Raw genomic sequence first — 18,882 nt, 5'->3', positions numbered from 1 at the left:
TCATTCCGCGACTATCGAAGCTGTAATTTAACGCTGGCGGCGGGCCAGACTGGCGGAGAGCCGGTCGAGCAGGATCGCCATCAGCACCACCACAATGCCGCTTTGCAGGCCGGGACCAATATCCAGTTGCTGAATGCTGCTCAGGATGTCGTTGCCCAGTCCGCCCGCGCCGACCATCGAGGCGATAATCACCATCGACATCGCCATCATGATGGTCTGGTTCACGCCGGCCATAATTGCGGGCTGCGCGGCAGGAAGTTGCACCTTCCACAGCAGTTGTCGCGGCGTACAGCCAAACGCCAGTCCGGCCTCAATACGCGCCGCGTTGACCTGGCGAATGCCGAGGTCGGTCAGCCTGACTACCGGCGGCATGGAAAACAACACGGTTGCGAAAATCCCCGGCGGTCGCCCCAGCCCGAACAGGATGGTCGCCGGGATCAGATAAACAAACGCGGGCATGGTCTGCATAAAGTCGAGCAGGGTGCGTACTATGCTGCCCACCGCCGCCCGGCGCGCGCTCCAGATGCCGAGCGGAATGCCGATCAGCAGGCTGAAAAACGTGGAAGAGAGCGTCAGGGCCAGCGTCACCGCGGCGTGATCGCTGTAGCCGCTATAGATGATGTACAGCATCGCCAGCAGGGCGAAAACCGCAAAGCCTTTGCCGATGCGCCACAGTCCCAGCGCCACCGTCAGTACCACCAGCCCCCACGGGTTGAGCCAGTTAATCACCGTCTCCAGCCCGCCAGCAAAACCGTCAATGACGGCCGCAAGACCGTCAAAAAATCCGCCTGCGTGCGTCAGCAGCGCCTGAATACCGTGGTCGATCTCACGGCTGAAATCTAAGGGATAAGCCATATCATTCTCTTTTTAGTGCGAGGGCCAGACGTCGGCATAGTTCTCCGCCAGCTGCCAGCGGGAGACATCAACGCCGGAGAAGAAGTGGCGCACGTATGGCGTCGCGGGCGCGTTAATCAGCGCTTCCGGCGAGCCGACCTGCACCAGCTGGCCCTTCTCCATAATGGCGATGCGCGAACCGAGCCGCAGCGCCTCTTCCATATCATGAGTGACAAACACCACCGTGCGCTGATGCTCAGCCTGCAAGTTCAGTAGCAGGGACTGCATCTCGCGGCGAATAATCGGGTCCAGCGCCGAGAACGCTTCGTCCATCAGCAGCACCGACGGGTTCACCACCAGCGCCCGTGCGAGGCCAACGCGCTGCTGCATCCCGCCGGAAAGCTGGTGCGGATACTGGTCGGCAACGGCGGCGAGACCGACTTTCTCCAGCATGGCGCGGGCGCGCTGGTGGCGCTCCGTCTTCTCCACGCCCGCCACTTCAAGGCCAAAAGCAACGTTGTCCAGCACCGTGCGCTCGTCGAATAGCGCGAAGGACTGAAAGACCATCCCGATATGCTGGCGGCGCAGGGCGATCAGGCTGGCTGCGGAAAGCGTCGCCAGCGGCTGCCGTTCAAACGTGACCTCGCCCTCTTCAGGCGGGATCAAATGGTTAAGCGTGCGCAGCAGGGTAGATTTTCCCGAGCCGGACAGACCGACGATGACGAAAATCTCACCGGGGAAAATCTCCAGGTTAATGTCATTCAGGGCCTGCACCGTGGCTTTGGGATCCTGGCGTGAAAAAAAGGAGCCTTGTGCCGAGGTTGAATAGTATTTATTCACCTTGCGCAGTTCAATTATCGGTTTTGTCATCATGCAATCACATATTTAATGGGCGCAACGCTACCCTACCTTAAAATAAGTATCAGACGGAAAATGTTTTACGGTTTTTTAATAGTCATTTTATTGCTTAAGTTATAACAATTATGGCAAAGCGAGATCGGAATAGTGAAAATTCCACGCTTCATCCAGCAGCCACGATTTCACTTTTTGCTGCTGCGGTGATAAAGATTTACTGGCGGATGAAATTAAAAAATAGCCGCGTTCGCTGCGCATTTCCGGGCCGCAGATAAACAGCTGGCGGCTGGCGATTAACGGGGCGATCAGCGGCCGCCAGCCCAGCGCAATGCCCTGTCCCTCAAGCGCCGCCTGGATCACTAACGAGTAGGCGTTGAAGGTGCGCGAAGCATTGATATTACCGGGCTGTAGCCGCTGCTGGCGAAACCAGTCATCCCAGGTCAGCCAGCGCTGAGGGCGGGTCTCCGGCAGCTTCAGCAGCGGAAAACGCAGCAGCGACGCTGGCGTGGGATTATCACCCAGCGCCTGCATAATATGTTGATTACACACGGGAACCACATGCTCGGGAAACAGGCGCTGGCTCTGGGTTCCCGGCCAGTGTCCGCCGCCAAAACAGATGGTGAGCGGGGCGTTACTGTCACGAAAATTGTAGTCATTGGGCGAGGTGGAAACCTGCACTTCGACGCCGGGGATCAGCGCCTGAATAGCGTTAAGGCGCGGCATCAGCCAGTAGCTGGCGAAGCCCATATCGGTGTCGATACGCAGCACGCTGCGCTGGTGGCGGGTGCGCTCCAGCTGCTCGCTGATATCATTCAGGCTGCTGCGTACAATGTGATACAGGCTGTTGCCTGCCTCGGTCAGTTGCACCCCGCGGTGACGACGCTCGAACAGCGGCGCGTCCAGCTGGCTCTCCAGCAGCTGAATGCGCTGACTCACCGCTGGCTGCGAAAGTCCAAGTTCATTGCCAGCGGCGGTAAAATTACCGTGGCGCGCCGCCGCTTCAAATACCACTAAAACCTGTAATGGAGGGAGCTGTAATTTTCCAGCCATAATTGCACCTTATGCCACGATAATAAAATAATGACTTCACAGCGCGAAATTCGCGTGCGATAAAAATATCACGGTTACAGAATTAATTTTATCTTTGGCGGAACAATGCTTATAAATAAACCGAATATCGTTATTCTTATGGCGGATCAGTTAACGGCGAGCGCTTTAAAAGCGTATGGGAATAATGTCAGTCTGACGCCGAATATTGATAAATTAGCGCGCGAAGGGGTGGTATTTGAATCGGCCTATTGCAATAGCCCGCTGTGCGCGCCGTCGCGCGCGTCGCTGATGACCGGGCAGTTTATCTCGCGTAACGCGGTTTATGACAACGCGGCCGAGTTCCATGCCGATTCGCCGACGTTCTGCCACTATCTGCGCGAGCAGGGCTATCGCACCTGGCTGTCCGGCAAAATGCACTTTTGCGGCCCGGATCAGCTGCACGGTTTTGATGAGCGTCTGACCACTGATATCTATCCGGCGGATTTTGGCTGGACGCCGGACTGGAAACATCCTGAGCGTCGGCTCAACTGGTATCACAACATGAGTTCGGTGCTGGAGGCGGGAGAGTGTGTGCGCACTAACCAGCTCGATTTTGATGACGAAGCGCTGTTCCTCGCCCGTCAACGGCTGTATGACGCCGCCCGTCGCCCGGACGAGCAACCGTTTCTGTTGCACCTGTCGCTGACCCACCCGCACGATCCGTTCGCGATCCCCAAACGTTATCTTGACAGGATCAACGAAGCAGAGGTCGATCTGCCGCAGATCGGCGCGCGGGATGTGGAAAACGATCCGCATTCAGAGCGTTTGCGCGCCATGTATCAGCTTGAAGAAGGGCTGTTGACCGACGAGCACATTCGCCGCGCACGTCACGCCTATTATGGCGCGCTGGCCTATGTGGACGACTGCTTTGGCGAGATCGTCAACACCCTCGAAGAGACCGGGCTGGCGAAGAATACGGTGGTGTTTGTGATTGCCGACCACGGCGAAATGCTCGGCGAGCGCGGCCTGTGGTACAAGATGTCGTTTTTTGAAAATGCCGTGCGCGTGCCGCTGATTGTGCATAACCCGCATCTTTTTGCACCGCGCCGCGTGGCAGAGAGTGTATCGCTGGTCGATCTGTTGCCGACATTTGTCGAGCTGGCAAGCGGGGAAGATCGTCGCGCCAGCGCGGTTGCGCCACTCGACGGGCATAGCCTGGTGCCGCATCTGCGCGGGGAGGCCGGACCGGACGGGGCCTGCGCCGAATATCTGGCGGAGGGTGCGGTGGGCCCGCAGGTGATGATCCGTCGTGGGCCGTGGAAATATGTCTGTACCTGGCATGAAGCGCCGCAGCTGTTCAATTTACCGGACGATCCGCATGAGTTGCGCAATCTGACTGCCGATGAACACTATCAGGATGTCGCGCAGGCGTTTGCTGAAGAAGTGGCATCGCGCTGGGATCTGGCACAGCTGAATCAACAGGTGCTGGCCAGCCAGCAAAAACGGCTTTTTTTGACCCGCGTGGCGGGCCGGGATGCGATCCCGCAGTGGGACTTCCAGCCTCATCAGCAGGCGTCGCAGCGTTTTATTCGTAACCATCAGACGCTGGATGAGCAGGAGGCTTTTGCCCGCTATCCGCGTCCCCATAAAAATAGCGTCGGAGAGCAATGATGAAAGCAAAAAACCTGACTCCTTTACTGCTGCTGGCAACGGCGGCGATAGCGCCCATCACCGCTTCGGCCGCCGAAGCGGACCGTTGCGCGGTGGTGAACCAGTCCGATCCCGGCTGGACCGATATCGCAGCGACCAACGCGCTCTCCGGCGTGGTGCTGAATGCACTGGGCTATCAGCAGAAAGTGCAGAACCTGTCGGTGGCGCTGGCCTTTCAGGGGCTGAAGTCCGGCCAGCTGGACGTGTTTCTCGGCAACTGGATGCCTGCGCAGGAACCGGTGATTAGCAAGTTTAATCCGGGCCAGGATATTAAGGTGGTGGGTGCCAACCTGCCTGCGGCGAAGTTTACCCTCGCGGTGCCGAAATACGTCTCCGACGCGGGCGTGAAGGATTTTGCCGATCTGCAAAAATATGCCGATAAGTTCGGGCATAAAATTTACGGCATCGCGCCGGGCGCACCGGCGAACCAGAATATTAAAAAGATGCTGGATAAGCATGATTTCGGGCTGAAGGACTGGAACCTGGTAGAGTCGAGCGAGAGTGGGATGCTGGCGCAGGTGAGCCGCGCGGTGAGCCGCAAGGAGTGGATCGTGTTCCTCGGCTGGGAGCCGCATGCCATGAATACCCGCTTTCCCTTAACCTATCTGAGCGGCGGCGATACCTGGTTTGGGCCGAATTACGGTAGCGCCACGGTCAATACCGTCACGCGCAAGGATTTCGCCAGCGACTGTCCGAACCTCAACCGTTTCTTCAGCCAGCTGAAGTTTGACGTGGCGGTGGAGAACGCGGTGATTACCCGCGTGCTGGACGATAAGCAGGACGTCAACGAGGCCGCCCGCGCCGAGCTGGCGAAACGGCCGGAACTGTTGAGCCAGTGGTTAAATGGCGTGACCAGCCGCGACGGTCAGCCAGCGGAACCGGCGGTGAAAAAGGCACTGGGGCTGTAAAAGGGCTTTTGGCCGCGTTCATGTAATGCCGGGGGCGCTACGCTTGCCCGGCCTACAATGGGGCGTTTGCGCTATTTGGCTGGATGATTGTCCTCCGCGCTGTAATGCCGGGGGCGCTACGCTTGCCCGGCCTACGATGGGGCGTTTGCGCTATATGGCCGGATGATTGTCCTCCGCGCTGTAATGCCGGGGGCGCTGCGCTTGCCCGGCCTACGATGGGGCGTTTGCGCTATTTGGCCGGATGATTGTCCTCCGCGCTGTAATGCCGGGGGCGCTGCGCTTGCCCGGCCTACGATGAGGCGTTCGCGCTATATGGCTGGATGATTGTCCTCCGCGCTGTAATGCCGGGGGCGCTACGCTTGCCCGGCCTACGATGGGGCGTTTGCGCTATATGGCCGGATGATTGTCCTCCGCACTGTAATGCCGGGGGCGCTGCGCTTGCCCGGCCTACAATGGGGCGTTTGCGCTATATGGCCGGATGATTATCCTCCGCGCTGTAATGCCGGGGGCGCTACGCTTGCCCGGCCTACAATGGGGCGTTTGCGCTATTTGGCCGGATGGTTATCCTCCGTGTTTTAATGCCGGGGGCGCTGCGCTTGCCCGGCCTGCGATGGGGCGTTTGCGCTATTTGGCTGGATGATTGTCCACCTTGTAGGCCCGGTAAGCGCAGCGCCACCGGGCATGGCGGCCCCGGCCTGGCATCGATCGTAACCTGACCACCTTTTCGCAATCCATGCGCTTAACCCTCCCGTTTCTTGATACTTACTCTGATAAGTATTACCTTTCCCTACGCAACGAGAGGAGACGCGATGACCGAAGATGAACTGTTTGCCCGCCGCCCGTTAGGGATGCGCATGGCGATGGTGGTACGCCAGTGGCGTTCCGTCATCGATCAGGCAGTACTGGATACCGGCCTGACGCAATCAAGCTGGACGGTCCTCATGCAACTGCATCAACTGGGTAATAACGTCTCGGTCACCGAACTGGCGGAAGTGCAGGGCATTGAACTGCCGCCGCTGATGCGGACCCTCGCGCTGCTGGAAAAACAGGGATATCTGCTGCGGAGCACATCACCTTACGACAAGCGGATACGCCTGCTGGCACTGACGCCTGCCGGGGAAGCGGTACTGGAAAAGCTGACTCGGGTCATTGAGCAGTTCCAGGAACGCGTTACGCACAATATTCCGGCTCCGGACAGGGACCTGTTCAACGCCACATTAAATCAAATCGCCTGCAATTTGCGGTCTATCCGCGAAGAAGATAACAAGACAAAACCATAATTATGATGACCCCTGAACAAAAATTTGCCCGCTGGGTAAGGGTGAGTATTGCCTCTTTCCTGCTGATGTTCGTCTACTTTATCGTGGCGGACATCTGGATCCCCCTGACGCCGGATTCCACGGTAATGCGCGTCGTCACGCCGGTTTCCGCCCGCGTCTCCGGCTACGTCGCCGCGGTACACGTGCGCAACAACAGCCCGGTGAAGAAGGGCGATCTGCTGTATGAACTGGATACCACGCCATTTCTTAATCGCGTCGAAGCCGCGCAAATCGCCCTGCATCAGGCACAGCTGACCAACCAGCAGCTTGATGCGCAGATCGCCGCCGCGCGCGCGAACCTCAAAACGGCACAGCTGACCGCGCATAATGAGGAGGTCACTTTTCAGCGCTATCAACGGCTGAGCACCAGCCAGAACGTATCGCAGCAGGAGCTGGATAAAGCACGCACTAGCTGGCAGACCAGCGAACAGTCGGTGACCTCGCTCAACGCGACGATCCATCAGCTGACCATTGAGCGTGGCGAGCGTGACGATGCCCGCAACGTCACCCTGCAAAAATACCGCAACGCGCTGGATGAAGCGCAGCTTAACCTCGGCTGGGCGCAAATCCGTGCCGAGGCCGACGGCACGGTGAGTAACCTTCAGCTTAGCCCTGGGCTTTACGCCTCAGCAGGTACGCCCTTGCTGGCGTTAGTAAGTGCTCACACCGATATCGTGGCCGATTTCCGGGAGAAAAGCCTGCGCCATACCCGCCCCGGCACCGATGCCGCCGTGGTGTTTGACGCCATGCCCGGCAAAGTTTTTGCCGCCCACGTCACCAGCAGCGACGCCGGGATCCTTGCCGGACAGGAGGCGGTTAACGGTCAGCTTTCGCAGCCCGAGCAGTCTAACCGCTGGGTCCGGGACGCGCAGCGGATGCGCATCCACGTTGCGCTCGATGAACCGCTGGCGCAGCCGCTACCGACCGGCGCACGCGCTACCGTTCAGCTCTATAACAGTGAAGGCCCGTTTGCCCACTTCTTTTCCGGGCTGCAAATTCACCTGGTGAGCCTGCTGCACTATGTCTATTAACACTCTGGCGCGCGTTTTTACGCCGCATGGCAACATCACCTTTACGGCCAATGATTTCCGCCAGACGCTGCGCATTGTCGTGGCGGGCACGCTCGCGCTCAGCGTTTCCACCTTCTATAACGTGCAATATGGCGTCTTTTTTGTGGTCTATCCGATCATGCTGCTCTCGCTGGTGCCGGTTTTTAACCGCCACGTGGCGAAGCAGTTCATCTTCAGCGCGGTGCTGAATTGTATTGAGATGGTGTTCATTATCGGCTTTCTGTCGCGCTGGCCGGCGATCATGACGCTGGTGGTATTCGCGCTGTACGTGATGCGTTTTCGCTTTATGAGTCAGGGGCCGCTGTTTCTTTTCGGCTCAATGGGCGTGGTCTGCCAGAGCGTGATGCTCAACTTTATGAGCTATCCCACTAACGACTGGCATACGCTGATGTTCTCGAACGTTGAAGCCAGCGTGATGGCGGTGTGCCTGAGCGCACTGATGAACTACCTGATTCCGGACGTCGAGCCGCGCGGTCGTCCGCCGCTGATCGAGAAAGATGCGGCGCGGGTGCGTCACGAATCGCTCCTCTCCGGCACGGTGGCGACCATTATCTTTGTGATTTTTCAGGTAAGCGATCTCAGCGATTCGCTTTCAGCGTTGATGGCGGGGATCTTAATCCTCTTTCCAATGAACTATCGCGGCGCGGTGATGAGCTCATTATGGCGGGTGGTGGGCGTGGTGCTGGCCTGTCTTTATATCCTTATCGTGCAGTTGCTGCTTTACGATCACAGCAGTCATATGCTGCTGATGATGCCGCTGATCGGCCTCGGGCTGGCGTTCAGCGCGCGCCTGCATGTGATGGAGAAGGTGGGCGCAGGCGTCGGATTTTCCAGTATTACCACCATTGGCATTATGTTTGGCCAGAACCTGCACCCGGAGCAGGATCTGGTGTTCAGCGATCTGTACCGCGTGACCTCGGTGACCGTCGCGCTGCTGGCGACGCTGACGATGGTGTTCCTGGTACACCTGATCCTTAACCGTTTCGCCGCCACCCGGTTTGTGATTGCCGACTAACGCGGCGGCGCTTTGGTAAACAGATAAAACAGATTCGGCTCGCCGACGATATACAAATTGCCCCCGCCGTCGCGGGCGATCCCTTCCGCCTGTTTGATATCGTGCGCCAGCCCGTTTTCACCCTCTTTTAACGATACTTCGCCCAGAATGTCCCCGGAAAGCGTCACTTCCTGAAGGTTTTTTGACTCATGAGATAAAACTAATAGCGAATTATTTTCAGCGTTGAAATCCGCGCCGGAGATATCTTTTACGTCCAGCTGGCTTTGCAGATTTTTGTCATCGGAGATTTGCAGATCGTTATTGTCGAGCAGACCTTCAATACGATAGATAGCGACAGGTTTTTTCTCTTTGAAGAAATAAAATACGCGATCTTTGGCGGAATATGCCAGCCCTTCAAAGCCGGTATTGGTAGGCGTTTTTTGCAGAGCGATCTGGAGTTTTTTTACCACCGAAACATGTGAGGCAGCGTCGAGAGTGATGACATAAATCGAATAATCCTTTTCGTCCGTGATGACGAAAACGTTGTCATCAACGTACTCAATGGTCTCAATATCTTTTGCAAAATCAATGGGAATAGTGCGGATAACCTCACCCTGTTTGCTCAACTCGACAATAGTTGGCGGACGGTTAATGGTGCTGAACAGCGTATCGCTTTTTGCCGACCAGGTGAGGGAGGAAATGTTGTTATCCACACCGGCGATTTTTTTACCGTCAATCGCGATATGATAATTACGCAGCGACGAATGGTGACTGCTCCAGCTTTCCGCGTTAGCGCGTGAATACAGCTGCCAGCCGATACAGATTATCCCTATGAGTATTAAAAAGAGAAAAAGGAATAGCTTTTTTGGATGCTGTTTTAACGTCACGGCCCTGAACATTGAGGCTCCACGGGAATGAATGGAAAATTATTTTCCCGATTATACGCGCTAATCTTAAATTATTCTTAACGGTTACGACGTTGCCAGCAGAGAATACAGTTACCCGGCGGCGGCAAACGTTGCCACACAGTGCCAGGCTTCATCCTCGCCGCGGCGGTAAATCGCTTCCGTATGACCAGCAAGCACCCACTGTTGCGCTTCGGCCTCCGGGCAACTGAGGTAAATACACAGTCCGCAGCCGCCGCGCAGCTGGCGGGGAATATCCGCCACCCGAAACGTTGCTCCCGCCGCCTGTAGCGCCTTACGGGTCAACACTACGCCAACCGTTGAATGGAATAAAAACAGATGCTCCGTCATCCGCGTTTCCTCTGGCGTTGGCCGATCAGCGCCGCGCCAATGGCCCCGGCAAACTGCGCGTCCGGATGCGTATGCACCGCCATCCCCACATGGCTTTCCAGCATCCGCGCAAAGGCCGCACAGTGGCTGACGCCGCCGGTAAACAGCAGCGGCCCCTGCGCTGAAAGCCGACCGATAAAGTTGGCGCTGCGCCGGGCCATCGCATTCACGACGCCCGCAAGGATCGCTTCTGGGGGCACGCCCGCCGAGCGCAGGCTGATCACTTCGGACTCGGCAAACACGGTGCACATGCTGGTGATGGCATGCGGCGCAACGCCGTCGGTGATGACATCAAGCTGCTCCACGCTGGCTCCCAGCGTGCGGGATATGACCTCCAGAAAGCGTCCGGTCCCCGCCGCACATTTGTCGTTCATCAGAAAATCGCAGAGATTGCCGTCGCGATCGAGCTGGATCACCTTGCTGTCCTGACCGCCAATGTCAATGACCGTGCGGGTAGCCGGAGCCAGCAGGCGCGCCCCCTGCCCGTGACAGGAGATTTCCGTAACCTGTTTATCGGCAAAATCGACCAGCTGTCGACCATAACCGGTCAGCGTCAAAAACGGGCGCGTTTCCAGCCCGGCGCGCAGCGTTTCCCAGGCCTCGTTTATCGCGTCGGCAGGGCGAAACGGCGTCGGACAGAGAAATCGTCGGCGGATAATGCCCTCTTCCAGCAAAATGCCTTTGGTGGCGGTGGAGCCGGAATCAATGCCAATCGTAAAGGTCACGCGCGCTCCTTAAAGCATCTCAATAAAGGCCGCGACGCGGGTGCTAAGCTGACCAATATCTGCACCAGAGTAGTCGGTCTCAATGGCGATGTAGGGAATACCATGCTGCTGGCGCACGTGGCGTTTAATCGCCATCGATTCAACGGCGTAGGTATGGCAGGCTTGTAAAATCACATCCACCACGCCGTCCGCCTGGTACTCCTCTACCATCTGGCTGAGCAGCGTTAAGCGCTGGTCGTTTGGTGAAATGCAGGAGCAGCCGATAGCGAGGTATTTGTCGGTCAGCGCCTCGTAAACGTCGCCGCTTTCCTCCACGCAGCGCTCGGTGGCTTTTGCCCCGGTGCAGTTTTCATAGCCGACCACCCAGCCGCCATTGTCTTCAATCGCGCGGACCACTTTTTCCGCCGCGCCGCCGATGGGACAGCCGGTGATCAGAATGCGCGGACGCGCTTCCAGTCGTTTGCCTTCCTGCCACTGCTGCCGGGTGCGGTCGGCCATTTCATTGAGTTCGACAATTAGCGCGTCTTTATCGAAGCGGAAGGTCGCGCCGTAGACCACCTTCAGGATATCGCTGCCGCTGAGCGCGGGCGGATTAAGCTGGCCGACGCGGTAGAAATTCGCCAGCGCGCGGCGTTCCCGGTTTTTCAGCGCGATAGCGTTGCGCAGTGCTGCTTCGCTGATGGGCACGCCAAACCGCGCTTCCACCGCCTGTTGCAGGCGCAAAATTTCGGCTTTCCACAGCGCGCGGGAGGCGGCGTCGTTAGCGCTGTTGGGGAGCTGCATGACGTGTACCGGCTTGAACTCCGCCATGTACTCATACATTTTCTTTTTGCCGTCGCAGGTGGTTTCACCCACCACCAGATCGGAAAAATAGAAATAGGGACATTTATCCGTTTTGCCGAAGCCGTAGCTGCTTTTAATCAGCGGGCAGAGGTTGCGCGGCAGGTCTTTTTCGGCTTCTTCGATGGTTTCATCAGAGGTTGAGCACAGCGACACGACCACCGCGCCGGCCGCCATCGGGATTTCCTGCGGCATAAAGGTGCAGTAGGTTCCTACCAGCGGAACGCCCTGTTCTTTAAGATCCATTACGGTGAGAAAGCCTTTTTGCCGGGCGTCGGAGAATTGATCGAAAATGGTGGGGAGATTGGTAATAAGTGACATGGTTTCCTTCCCCGTGACACGGGAGAGAGTGAAAGATCACCTATTATAACCCTGCAATAACTGCGTGAATATTGATCTCCCTTCGGGCATTCACTTATAAAATTTTCTTCAGATCCATCTCTTCCTGAATCCGCTCGCTGTACGCTAAATGCGTGCTGATCGCCTCTTCAATACCGGCGTTGTAGAACGCGGGCCCCAGTTTTTCAATAATAAAATCGATGAAAAACTCGGCATCGAACTGTTCAAGCTCAAGGTCAAAATGGTCGCTGCAATAGGTGGCAAGCTCGCTGCGCAGGCGATCGCGCTCCGTTGAAGACAGGGTGATGTCAGCCATTTTTTCTCCTTAAAAATTGGGTAATGTCAGCAGGGCGGGAAGTTGCGACAACAGATACAGCACCAGCCCGATAAATCCGCCCACCAGCGTCCCGTTCACGCGAATAAACTGGAGATCTTTGCCGATATTAAGCTCAATTTGCTGCGACATATCCCGCGCATCCCAGCTTTTTACCGTGTCGCTGATATGGTGGGTCAGGAAGGTGGCAAACTCCGGCGCGATGCGGATCACCGCCTGCTCCATATGGCTGTTCAGCGAGGCGCGCAGCGCGTCATCGGCGGTTAGCGTTTCACCAAACCACAGGCCCGCCTCGGCGATACGTTTTTGCACCCGCGAGTCTTCGCTGCGCATATCCTCTTTTAGCCAGTTGCGCAGGTCCGCCCATAGCTCGCCCAGATAGCGGTTAAAGGCGTCATCATTCTTGATATAGCTTTTAATATTTTCTGCTTTCGCGAGCATCTCCGGATCGGTTTTCAGATTGTCGATCAGTTTTAGCGTCGCGCGATCGAACGCCCGGCGGATCTGGTGGGTGCGATCCTGGGTAATATCGTCGAGCAGCGAATTTACCGCGTCAGAGACCAGATCCGCGCTGTGCTCGCCCAGCCATTCGGTCGGCAGGAGCATCGCCTTACGCGGGTGCTCGGTTTTCAGCCAGTGGACAATTTGCCGGGCAATAAACTCCCGCGAATTGTCACGCTTAAGCAGGGCGATCAACTGAGCGATAATGGCGTCCAGCAGCCGCTGGTGACGGTTATTTTTGGTCATGCTCTCCAGCATCATCGCGCTGGTCTGGGTCAGATCGACTTTATCGATCGCTTTATGCACCGCGCGCTTCAGCAGCCGCTGGATCCGCGTGTCGTCGGTCAGCTCCAGAAAACCGCTCATCACCTGAAGTAAATGCTGCCCGACCCGGCGGGCGTTGTCCGGCTGACTAAACCAGGTGCCGATCATCCTTGCCGGTTCGTGACGGCGAATTAACGTCAGCAGCGACTGGGTATCCAGAAACTTCTCCTGCACAAACTGACCGAGATTGTCGCCGATGCGATCTTTATTGCGCGGGATAATCGCCGTGTGCCGGGAGATAAATGGGATCGGCAGATGGTGGAACAACGCCGACACGGCGAACCAGTCCGCCAGCGCGCCGACCATCGCCGCTTCAGAGATCGCCTTCACCCCGCTGACCCAGAAGTTCGGCGGTAAAAACAGCGTGGTGACAAAGGTTGCCACTGCAATCAGCAGTAGCGACAGCGCCAGGCGCTTGGCGCGTTTGAGTTCAGTGATTTTGTCCATAGGGTTAAGCATATAACCTGACGGCAGGTTCGCAAAATAGCGGCGCGGTGAGATGTGTCACTTTGCGAGGCTGATTCCAGCGAAGCGGCAATCGTTGCGATCGTGCATAATCTTCCTTCGTAATTCCTCGCAATGCCGAAAATAGCGAGGTGCTGTACAGATCGCTGAGGGGTAGAGTCGCATCACGTTGTTTTACCCGGTGACGGAACGCCATGGCACAAAGTACCACCTCTACGCCGCACGATGCGGTGTTCAAACATTTTATGCGGCACAAAGCGTCGGTTTGCGATTTTCTGGCGATCCATCTTCCGCCTGCGCTACGGCAACATTGCGATTTGCGTACTCTTAAGCCGGAGTCCACCAGTTTCATCGAAGAAGATCTACGCGCTTATTACTCCGATATGCTGTGGTCAATGAAAACGACGGCGGGCGAGGGCTATATTTATGTGGTCATTGAGCATCAAAGTTCGTCGGTGGCGCATATGCCATTTCGCATGATGCGCTATGCGATAGCCGCCATGCAGAACCATCTGGATGCCGGACATAAAACCTTGCCGCTGGTGGTGCCAATACTGTTTTATCACGGAGACACCAGCCCGTATCCGTCTTCCCTGTGCTGGCTGGATGAATTTGCCGATCCGGCGCTGGCGCGGCAGCTGTATTCGACAGCGTTTCCGCTGGTCGATATCACCGTCACACCGGATGATGACATCATGGCGCACCGGCACGTCGCGCTACTTGAATTCATGCTCAAACATATCCGCCGGCGCGATCTGCTGGCCTTGCTTGACCCGCTAGTCTCACTTTTGGGGATGGGATACACTACTGACAATCAGTTAAAAGCATTGTTTAACTATATGATGGTGCACGGCGATGTATCTCGCCATCGCGAGTTTCTCCGTCAGCTTGCCCATCGAATGCCCCAACATAAGGAGGAGATGATGACTCTCGCAGAAAGATTGCGCCAGGAGGGCCATTTCAGCGGTCGCCAGGAAGGTTTAAAAGACGGTTTAGAGCAAGGTTTAGAGCAAGGCTTGCAGCAGGGGAAACACGTTGAAGCGTTGCGCATCGCCCGCACCATGCTGGCGAATGGGCTGGATCGCGACACGGTGTTAAAAATTACCGGACTCCCTGCGAGTGAGCTTGACGCGGTGAGCCATTAACCGCGCATTGTTACGTAACCGTGCATCTATATTAAGGCGGCATCCATCAGTAGGCCGCCTTCAGAAACCTCCGTTTTATCCGCCTTTTTCCCGGTATTGCACTCTGTTTTGACTACCCTTAATACTCTTCGCAGTACGTTTTGCTGCACATTCACTAGTATAAGGAGAAAGGTATTATGGCCTACCAGACAGTAAATCCTTTTACCAATCAGCTTATTAAAGAATACCCGGCGCACAGCGACGCCGATGTGGAAGCCGCGCTGAAAAAAGCCGATGCGCTCTATCATTCCGCCTGGGCGAAAGGCGATATCGACCAGCGCCTGCCAGTGCTGCACAAACTTGCCGATCTGCTGGATAAGCAAAACGAAGAACTGGCGAAAATCGCCAGCCGCGAGATGGGCAAGCTCATTGAACAAAGCCGTGCTGAAGTGACGCTTTGCGCGCAGATTGCGCGTTACTACGCGGATCATGCGAAAGATTTCCTGGCCCCCGTAAAATATGACTCTGAACTGGGCGAGGCTTGGGTGGAACATCATCCGATAGGCGTATTGATGGCAGTTGAGCCATGGAACTTCCCGTATTATCAACTGATGCGCGTGCTGGCACCGAACCTGGCGGCAGGTAACCCCATTATCGTTAAACATGCGAGCATCGTGCCGCATTGCGCAGAGACCTTCGAACATCTGGTTCACGAGGCGGGTGCACCGGAAGGGGCGTATAACAACCTGTTTATCTCATCCGATCAGGTTGCCGCCATTATCGAGGACGATCGCGTGCAGGGCGTGGCGCTGACCGGTTCTGAAAAAGCCGGTGCCGTGGTCGCCGCGCAGGCCGCGAAGAAACTGAAAAAAGCGACGCTGGAGCTGGGCGGTAATGACGTCTTTGTCGTGCTGGACGACAGCGACCTGGAAAAAGCGGTGAAGGTGGGCGTGCAGGCGCGTCTGCAAAACGCCGGGCAGGTCTGTACCGCCGCCAAACGCTTTATCATTCATGAGAAAGTGGCCGACCGCTTCCTCAGTCAATTTACCGCAGCGTTCCGTGAGGTGAAACTGGGCGATCCGCTGGATGAGAGTACCACCCTTGGTCCACTCTCATCTAAAGATGCGCTGGAAACATTAACCAAACAGGTTAATGAAGCTGTGAAAAACGGTGCGAAAGTGCATATTGGCGGCAAGCCGGTTGAACATCGAGGGAACTTCTTTGAGCCAACCATCCTGACTCACATTACCCGCGATAACCCGGCGTATTTTGAGGAGTTTTTCGGCCCGGTTGCGCAGGTGTACGTGGTGAAAGATAACGATGAGATTGTGAAGCTGGCGAACGATTCGCACTACGGACTGGGCGGGGCAATTTTCAGTCAGAACATTGAACGTGCCAAAGGTCTGGCGTCGCGTATTGAAACCGGGATGGTCTATATCAACTCCCTGACCGATACGGCGGCGGACTTACCCTTCGGCGGCGTAAAACGTTCCGGATTCGGGCGCGAGTTGTCTGATTTAGGGATTAAGGAGTTTGTGAATCAGAAACTGGTGGTAGTGAGCCATCAGTAATAGATTGCAAAGCTCCTCCGGATAACGGGGGAGTTTATTTTATTATTAGTATTTACAGATAATATTGCTATTTTAGTTACTCTATAAGTATTAATACGATTGGTTGATTTTATCTGTGAAATTTAGTCTGGGCAGATATTTAGATCGCGATCACATTTTGTCGCTGAATCTTATTCCATTATTCATTTACGCCGTAGCGATGAAATAATCCACGGTAATGCATAGTTACGCATAATAAATTAATTTAGATGCTATCTACGACACACGATCATACAAGGAGTTTATCATGATTGGCTTTTTTAAATATACTTCCTGCCCGAATATGGTTATCGGCATTTCCGATCAGCAGGCAGGTTCCGCACTGGTATTAAAACCGATTAATACGGAGCTAAGAAAAATCCTCTGGAATGTAAATATGAAAACCGGAGAGATTATTCTGGTCGCCAGCGATGACATGGTCATGGATACCAGCGGCTCAAGTATCACTCTACAGCAACGCAGCAAAGGTAAACTCTCCCAGCAGTGGGATATGGCAACTACCCGGGGTTTTATTCGTAATAAACAATACACCACCCATGTTATTGATAGCCTGAGTCGCGGAACGTATGACGGTAACTCGGTTATCCTTTATCCCTATAATGGTTCGGAAGCCCAGCAATGGAAATTTGTGCCGATGGATGAGATGTCGCTAAATAACCTTGCCGAAGAGGTTATGGCTGAAGAAGAACCGTCGCAAGGCTAATTGTTTCAGTAATAATGAGGGCTTCTTTCGCGGTACAAATTGAAGCCCTCAACGCATTAATACTTATTCCATCGCAATACTCACCGCTTCACCCAACTGTCGCAGCGCCTCACGATTTTTATCCGTCAGCGGCAGCGCGCAGTTAATCCGCAGGCAGTTGCGATATTTCCCCGATGCCGAGAACAGCGACCCCGGTGCCACCTGGATTTTCAGGCGGCAGAGCTGTTTTGCTACGCAGACCATATCGACGATTTCCGGCAGCTCGATCCACAGCATAAAACTGCCCTGTGGCCGGGTAACACAGATATCGCAGGGAAAATACTGGCGCACCCAGCAGGTCCAGGTTTCCATATTGTGCTGATAAATCTGGCGCATCCGCCGTACGTGGCGATGATAGTGCCCGTCGCGGATAAAGGCCGTCACCGCCATTTGCATCGCGGGCACGCTGGTGCTGCTGGTGGCGTACTTCATATGCAGCACGCGATCGCGGTAGCGACCCGGTACGATCCAGCCAACGCGCAGGCCCGGCGCGATGCTTTTAGTAAATGAACTGCACAGCAGTACCCGCCCGTCGATATCCCAGGATTTAATCGTGCGCGGCCGCGGATACTCGCGCGCCAGCTCGCCATAAATATCATCTTCAAAAATCACGATATCGTGACGCTGAGCGAGAGAAAGCACCGCCCGTTTGCGGGCGTCCGGCATAATAAAACCCAGCGGATTATTGCAGTTCGGCACGAGGATCACCCCCTTGATCGGCCACTGCTCCAGCGCCAGTTCCAGCGCTTCGATGCTGATGCCGGTTTGTGGATCGGTTGGGATCTCAATAGCTTTAATATCAAAGCCGCGCAGCATCTGTATGGTGCCGTAGTAGCACGGCGACTCCACCGCCACGATATCGCCCGGTTTGCAGACTGCCAGAAGGGCGATGGCGATAGCGCTATGGCAACCGCTGGTGATGACGATATCGTCTGCCGCTACCACGGTCTCACTGTCCAGCATGACGCGGGCGATCTGCGCGCGCAGATCCTGCCGTCCTGAAAGTTCATCGTAGCTGAGCACATCGCACGGATTATGCTGCACGATGCGGCTCATCTCGCGCCACAGCGGTTTCAGGCTCGGCTGACTGACATCCGGTGCACCGCTGCCGAAAGCAATCAGCGATTTATCATGATGGTCGGCCAGCAGCGTATTCACCTCATCCCACTGGGTGATCTCCACCGGGCGCTGTACCGGCGAACTCATTGCCGGGACGGGCGGCTGCGCTTTACGCGGCGCAATAAAATAGCCAGAGCGAGGCTGCGGGGTGATCAGCTGAAGGTTCTCCAGCGTCTGATACGCCTGCTGGACGGTACTGATACTGACGCCGTGCTCCTGGCTCAGGCTGCGCACCGACGGTAGCTTTTCTCCGTGGCGGTATAGCCCCTGCTCGATCCGCTCCGCCAGTAAATTCGCCAGATGTTGATAACGCGTCATACTGTATCCTTTTATTTCACCATACAGATTCAAAAACCAGTACAGATAAGCGCGATTAACGCCGTGCAGATCCCGTTGTACGTCATCTGTATGTTAAATAAAAGTGTTTTTTGAATCTGTATTGTTGCGGGTGATCCATCTGAAAATAGCCTCACAGACAGGGTGAGGAGACAGACGATGGAATTTCATGAGAATCGGGCTAAACGGCCTTTTGTCGGTTTCGTGATGATCTGGCGGGCGTTTAAGCAGTGGCGTCGGCAGGTGCAGGCGAAAAAGGTGTTGCAGAGAATGAGCGACGCGCAGCTGCGGGATGTGGGGCTGAAGCGGGATGATGTGTGTTGACTGAGGTGGGGCAGGCCGGAAAAGTATCCTGTCCGGAATTATGCTTGCCCGGTTAAGCAAGGCGCCAGCGGGGAAGGAGGATAAT

Annotated in this window: 19 protein-coding genes; 9 read left to right on the top strand and 10 right to left on the bottom strand. The window is 55.8% G+C overall.

Going from position 1 to position 18,882, the window contains the following annotated elements; all coding sequences use genetic code 11:
• Positions 1-27 precede the first annotated feature (27 nt).
• From INT84_RS18355 to INT84_RS18345, 3 genes are all read right to left on the bottom strand, one after another.
• Positions 28-855 (bottom strand): proline/glycine betaine ABC transporter permease, encoded by an 828-nt coding sequence (locus tag INT84_RS18355; RefSeq protein ID WP_194207946.1) that lies wholly within the window; start codon positions 853-855, stop codon positions 28-30.
• Positions 856-867: 12 nt separating this feature from the next.
• Positions 868-1,707: an ATP-binding cassette domain-containing protein gene (locus INT84_RS18350; protein ID WP_228066338.1), complete on the bottom strand. Its 840-nt coding sequence runs from the start codon at positions 1,705-1,707 to the stop codon at positions 868-870.
• A gap of 108 nt (positions 1,708-1,815) precedes the next feature.
• Positions 1,816-2,739 (bottom strand): LysR substrate-binding domain-containing protein, encoded by a 924-nt coding sequence (locus tag INT84_RS18345; protein WP_194207945.1) that lies wholly within the window; start codon positions 2,737-2,739, stop codon positions 1,816-1,818.
• 105 nt (positions 2,740-2,844) lie between these two features.
• On the opposite strand from INT84_RS18345, the gene betC reads away from it, so the two are divergent.
• The 5 genes from betC to INT84_RS18320 all read left to right on the top strand — a co-directional run bounded on the left by betC (position 2,845) and on the right by INT84_RS18320 (position 8,740).
• On the top strand, positions 2,845-4,389 hold the full coding sequence (betC, locus tag INT84_RS18340) for a choline-sulfatase (RefSeq protein WP_194207944.1): 1,545 nt from the start codon (positions 2,845-2,847) through the stop codon (positions 4,387-4,389).
• Complete coding sequence (gene choX, locus INT84_RS18335) at positions 4,386-5,336, top strand: choline ABC transporter substrate-binding protein (RefSeq protein ID WP_228066337.1); 951 nt, start codon at positions 4,386-4,388, stop codon at positions 5,334-5,336. Before betC ends, choX begins: the two co-directional genes overlap by 4 nt.
• A gap of 809 nt (positions 5,337-6,145) precedes the next feature.
• Positions 6,146-6,616 (top strand): MarR family winged helix-turn-helix transcriptional regulator, encoded by a 471-nt coding sequence (locus INT84_RS18330; protein WP_194207943.1) that lies wholly within the window; start codon positions 6,146-6,148, stop codon positions 6,614-6,616.
• A gap of 2 nt (positions 6,617-6,618) precedes the next feature.
• A complete protein-coding gene (locus INT84_RS18325; RefSeq protein WP_194207942.1) occupies positions 6,619-7,686 on the top strand; it encodes an HlyD family secretion protein in 1,068 nt (355 codons plus the stop codon).
• Entirely contained in the window at positions 7,676-8,740 is a 1,065-nt protein-coding gene (locus tag INT84_RS18320; RefSeq protein ID WP_194207941.1) for a DUF2955 domain-containing protein, read from the top strand. The genes INT84_RS18325 and INT84_RS18320 overlap by 11 nt, the downstream gene beginning before the upstream one ends.
• Here the strand turns inward: INT84_RS18320 and INT84_RS18315 are convergent.
• The 6 genes from INT84_RS18315 to INT84_RS18290 form a co-directional block, all read right to left on the bottom strand.
• Positions 8,737-9,618, bottom strand: coding sequence for an SdiA-regulated domain-containing protein (locus INT84_RS18315; protein ID WP_194207940.1), 882 nt, complete (start codon positions 9,616-9,618; stop codon positions 8,737-8,739). The genes INT84_RS18320 and INT84_RS18315 overlap by 4 nt on opposite strands.
• Positions 9,619-9,717: 99 nt before the next feature.
• Complete coding sequence (locus INT84_RS18310) at positions 9,718-9,975, bottom strand: DUF3343 domain-containing protein (protein WP_194207939.1); 258 nt, start codon at positions 9,973-9,975, stop codon at positions 9,718-9,720.
• On the bottom strand, positions 9,972-10,739 hold the full coding sequence (gene yjiL / locus INT84_RS18305) for a putative 2-hydroxyacyl-CoA dehydratase activator YjiL (protein ID WP_194207938.1): 768 nt from the start codon (positions 10,737-10,739) through the stop codon (positions 9,972-9,974). The genes INT84_RS18310 and yjiL overlap by 4 nt, the downstream gene beginning before the upstream one ends.
• A 9-nt stretch (positions 10,740-10,748) precedes the next feature.
• Positions 10,749-11,900, bottom strand: coding sequence for a double-cubane-cluster-containing anaerobic reductase (locus tag INT84_RS18300; RefSeq protein ID WP_194207937.1), 1,152 nt, complete (start codon positions 11,898-11,900; stop codon positions 10,749-10,751).
• A 94-nt stretch (positions 11,901-11,994) separates the two neighbouring features.
• Positions 11,995-12,234: a DUF2164 domain-containing protein gene (locus INT84_RS18295; protein ID WP_194207936.1), complete on the bottom strand. Its 240-nt coding sequence runs from the start codon at positions 12,232-12,234 to the stop codon at positions 11,995-11,997.
• Positions 12,235-12,243: 9 nt separating this feature from the next.
• Positions 12,244-13,524, bottom strand: coding sequence for a DUF445 domain-containing protein (locus tag INT84_RS18290; protein ID WP_194207935.1), 1,281 nt, complete (start codon positions 13,522-13,524; stop codon positions 12,244-12,246).
• A gap of 212 nt (positions 13,525-13,736) precedes the next feature.
• Here INT84_RS18290 and INT84_RS18285 point away from each other — a divergent pair, with 212 nt between their 5' ends.
• The 3 genes from INT84_RS18285 to INT84_RS18275 all read left to right on the top strand — a co-directional run bounded on the left by INT84_RS18285 (position 13,737) and on the right by INT84_RS18275 (position 16,979).
• A complete protein-coding gene (locus INT84_RS18285; RefSeq protein ID WP_194207934.1) occupies positions 13,737-14,687 on the top strand; it encodes an Rpn family recombination-promoting nuclease/putative transposase in 951 nt (316 codons plus the stop codon).
• A 176-nt stretch (positions 14,688-14,863) separates the two neighbouring features.
• Entirely contained in the window at positions 14,864-16,237 is a 1,374-nt protein-coding gene (locus tag INT84_RS18280; RefSeq protein ID WP_194207933.1) for an NAD-dependent succinate-semialdehyde dehydrogenase, read from the top strand.
• A 286-nt stretch (positions 16,238-16,523) separates the two neighbouring features.
• Positions 16,524-16,979: an RICIN domain-containing protein gene (locus INT84_RS18275; RefSeq protein ID WP_194207932.1), complete on the top strand. Its 456-nt coding sequence runs from the start codon at positions 16,524-16,526 to the stop codon at positions 16,977-16,979.
• A 63-nt stretch (positions 16,980-17,042) separates the two neighbouring features.
• Here the strand turns inward: INT84_RS18275 and INT84_RS18270 are convergent, their stop codons facing one another.
• Positions 17,043-18,455 (bottom strand): PLP-dependent aminotransferase family protein, encoded by a 1,413-nt coding sequence (locus INT84_RS18270; RefSeq protein ID WP_194207931.1) that lies wholly within the window; start codon positions 18,453-18,455, stop codon positions 17,043-17,045.
• A 177-nt stretch (positions 18,456-18,632) separates the two neighbouring features.
• Here INT84_RS18270 and INT84_RS18265 point away from each other — a divergent pair, with 177 nt between their 5' ends.
• Positions 18,633-18,797, top strand: a complete 165-nt coding sequence (locus INT84_RS18265) for a DUF1127 domain-containing protein (protein ID WP_194207930.1) — start codon at positions 18,633-18,635, stop codon at positions 18,795-18,797.
• Positions 18,798-18,882: the final 85 nt, after the last annotated feature.

This window comes from Superficieibacter sp. 1612_C1 (assembly GCF_015234305.1).
In the GTDB taxonomy this organism is placed as follows: domain Bacteria; phylum Pseudomonadota; class Gammaproteobacteria; order Enterobacterales; family Enterobacteriaceae; genus Superficieibacter.
This window is presented reverse-complemented; position numbering and strand designations above follow the sequence as displayed.

Bases quoted from the DNA above. Each gene is read 5' to 3' on its own strand.
- INT84_RS18295 (WP_194207936.1), bottom strand. From the start codon at position 12,234: ATGGCTGACATCACCCTGTCTTCAACGGAGCGCGATCGCCTGCGCAGC.
- INT84_RS18265 (WP_194207930.1), top strand. From the start codon at position 18,633: ATGGAATTTCATGAGAATCGGGCTAAACGGCCTTTTGTCGGTTTCGTG.
- INT84_RS18310 (WP_194207939.1), bottom strand. From the start codon at position 9,975: ATGACGGAGCATCTGTTTTTATTCCATTCAACGGTTGGCGTAGTGTTG.
- INT84_RS18350 (WP_228066338.1), bottom strand. From the start codon at position 1,707: ATGATGACAAAACCGATAATTGAACTGCGCAAGGTGAATAAATACTAT.
- INT84_RS18275 (WP_194207932.1), top strand. From the start codon at position 16,524: ATGATTGGCTTTTTTAAATATACTTCCTGCCCGAATATGGTTATCGGC.
- choX (WP_228066337.1), top strand. From the start codon at position 4,386: ATGATGAAAGCAAAAAACCTGACTCCTTTACTGCTGCTGGCAACGGCG.
- INT84_RS18330 (WP_194207943.1), top strand. From the start codon at position 6,146: ATGACCGAAGATGAACTGTTTGCCCGCCGCCCGTTAGGGATGCGCATG.
- INT84_RS18290 (WP_194207935.1), bottom strand. From the start codon at position 13,524: ATGGACAAAATCACTGAACTCAAACGCGCCAAGCGCCTGGCGCTGTCG.
- INT84_RS18345 (WP_194207945.1), bottom strand. From the start codon at position 2,739: ATGGCTGGAAAATTACAGCTCCCTCCATTACAGGTTTTAGTGGTATTT.
- INT84_RS18285 (WP_194207934.1), top strand. From the start codon at position 13,737: ATGGCACAAAGTACCACCTCTACGCCGCACGATGCGGTGTTCAAACAT.
- INT84_RS18300 (WP_194207937.1), bottom strand. From the start codon at position 11,900: ATGTCACTTATTACCAATCTCCCCACCATTTTCGATCAATTCTCCGAC.
- INT84_RS18280 (WP_194207933.1), top strand. From the start codon at position 14,864: ATGGCCTACCAGACAGTAAATCCTTTTACCAATCAGCTTATTAAAGAA.
- INT84_RS18270 (WP_194207931.1), bottom strand. From the start codon at position 18,455: ATGACGCGTTATCAACATCTGGCGAATTTACTGGCGGAGCGGATCGAG.
- INT84_RS18325 (WP_194207942.1), top strand. From the start codon at position 6,619: ATGATGACCCCTGAACAAAAATTTGCCCGCTGGGTAAGGGTGAGTATT.
- INT84_RS18315 (WP_194207940.1), bottom strand. From the start codon at position 9,618: ATGTTCAGGGCCGTGACGTTAAAACAGCATCCAAAAAAGCTATTCCTT.
- INT84_RS18355 (WP_194207946.1), bottom strand. From the start codon at position 855: ATGGCTTATCCCTTAGATTTCAGCCGTGAGATCGACCACGGTATTCAG.
- betC (WP_194207944.1), top strand. From the start codon at position 2,845: ATGCTTATAAATAAACCGAATATCGTTATTCTTATGGCGGATCAGTTA.
- INT84_RS18320 (WP_194207941.1), top strand. From the start codon at position 7,676: ATGTCTATTAACACTCTGGCGCGCGTTTTTACGCCGCATGGCAACATC.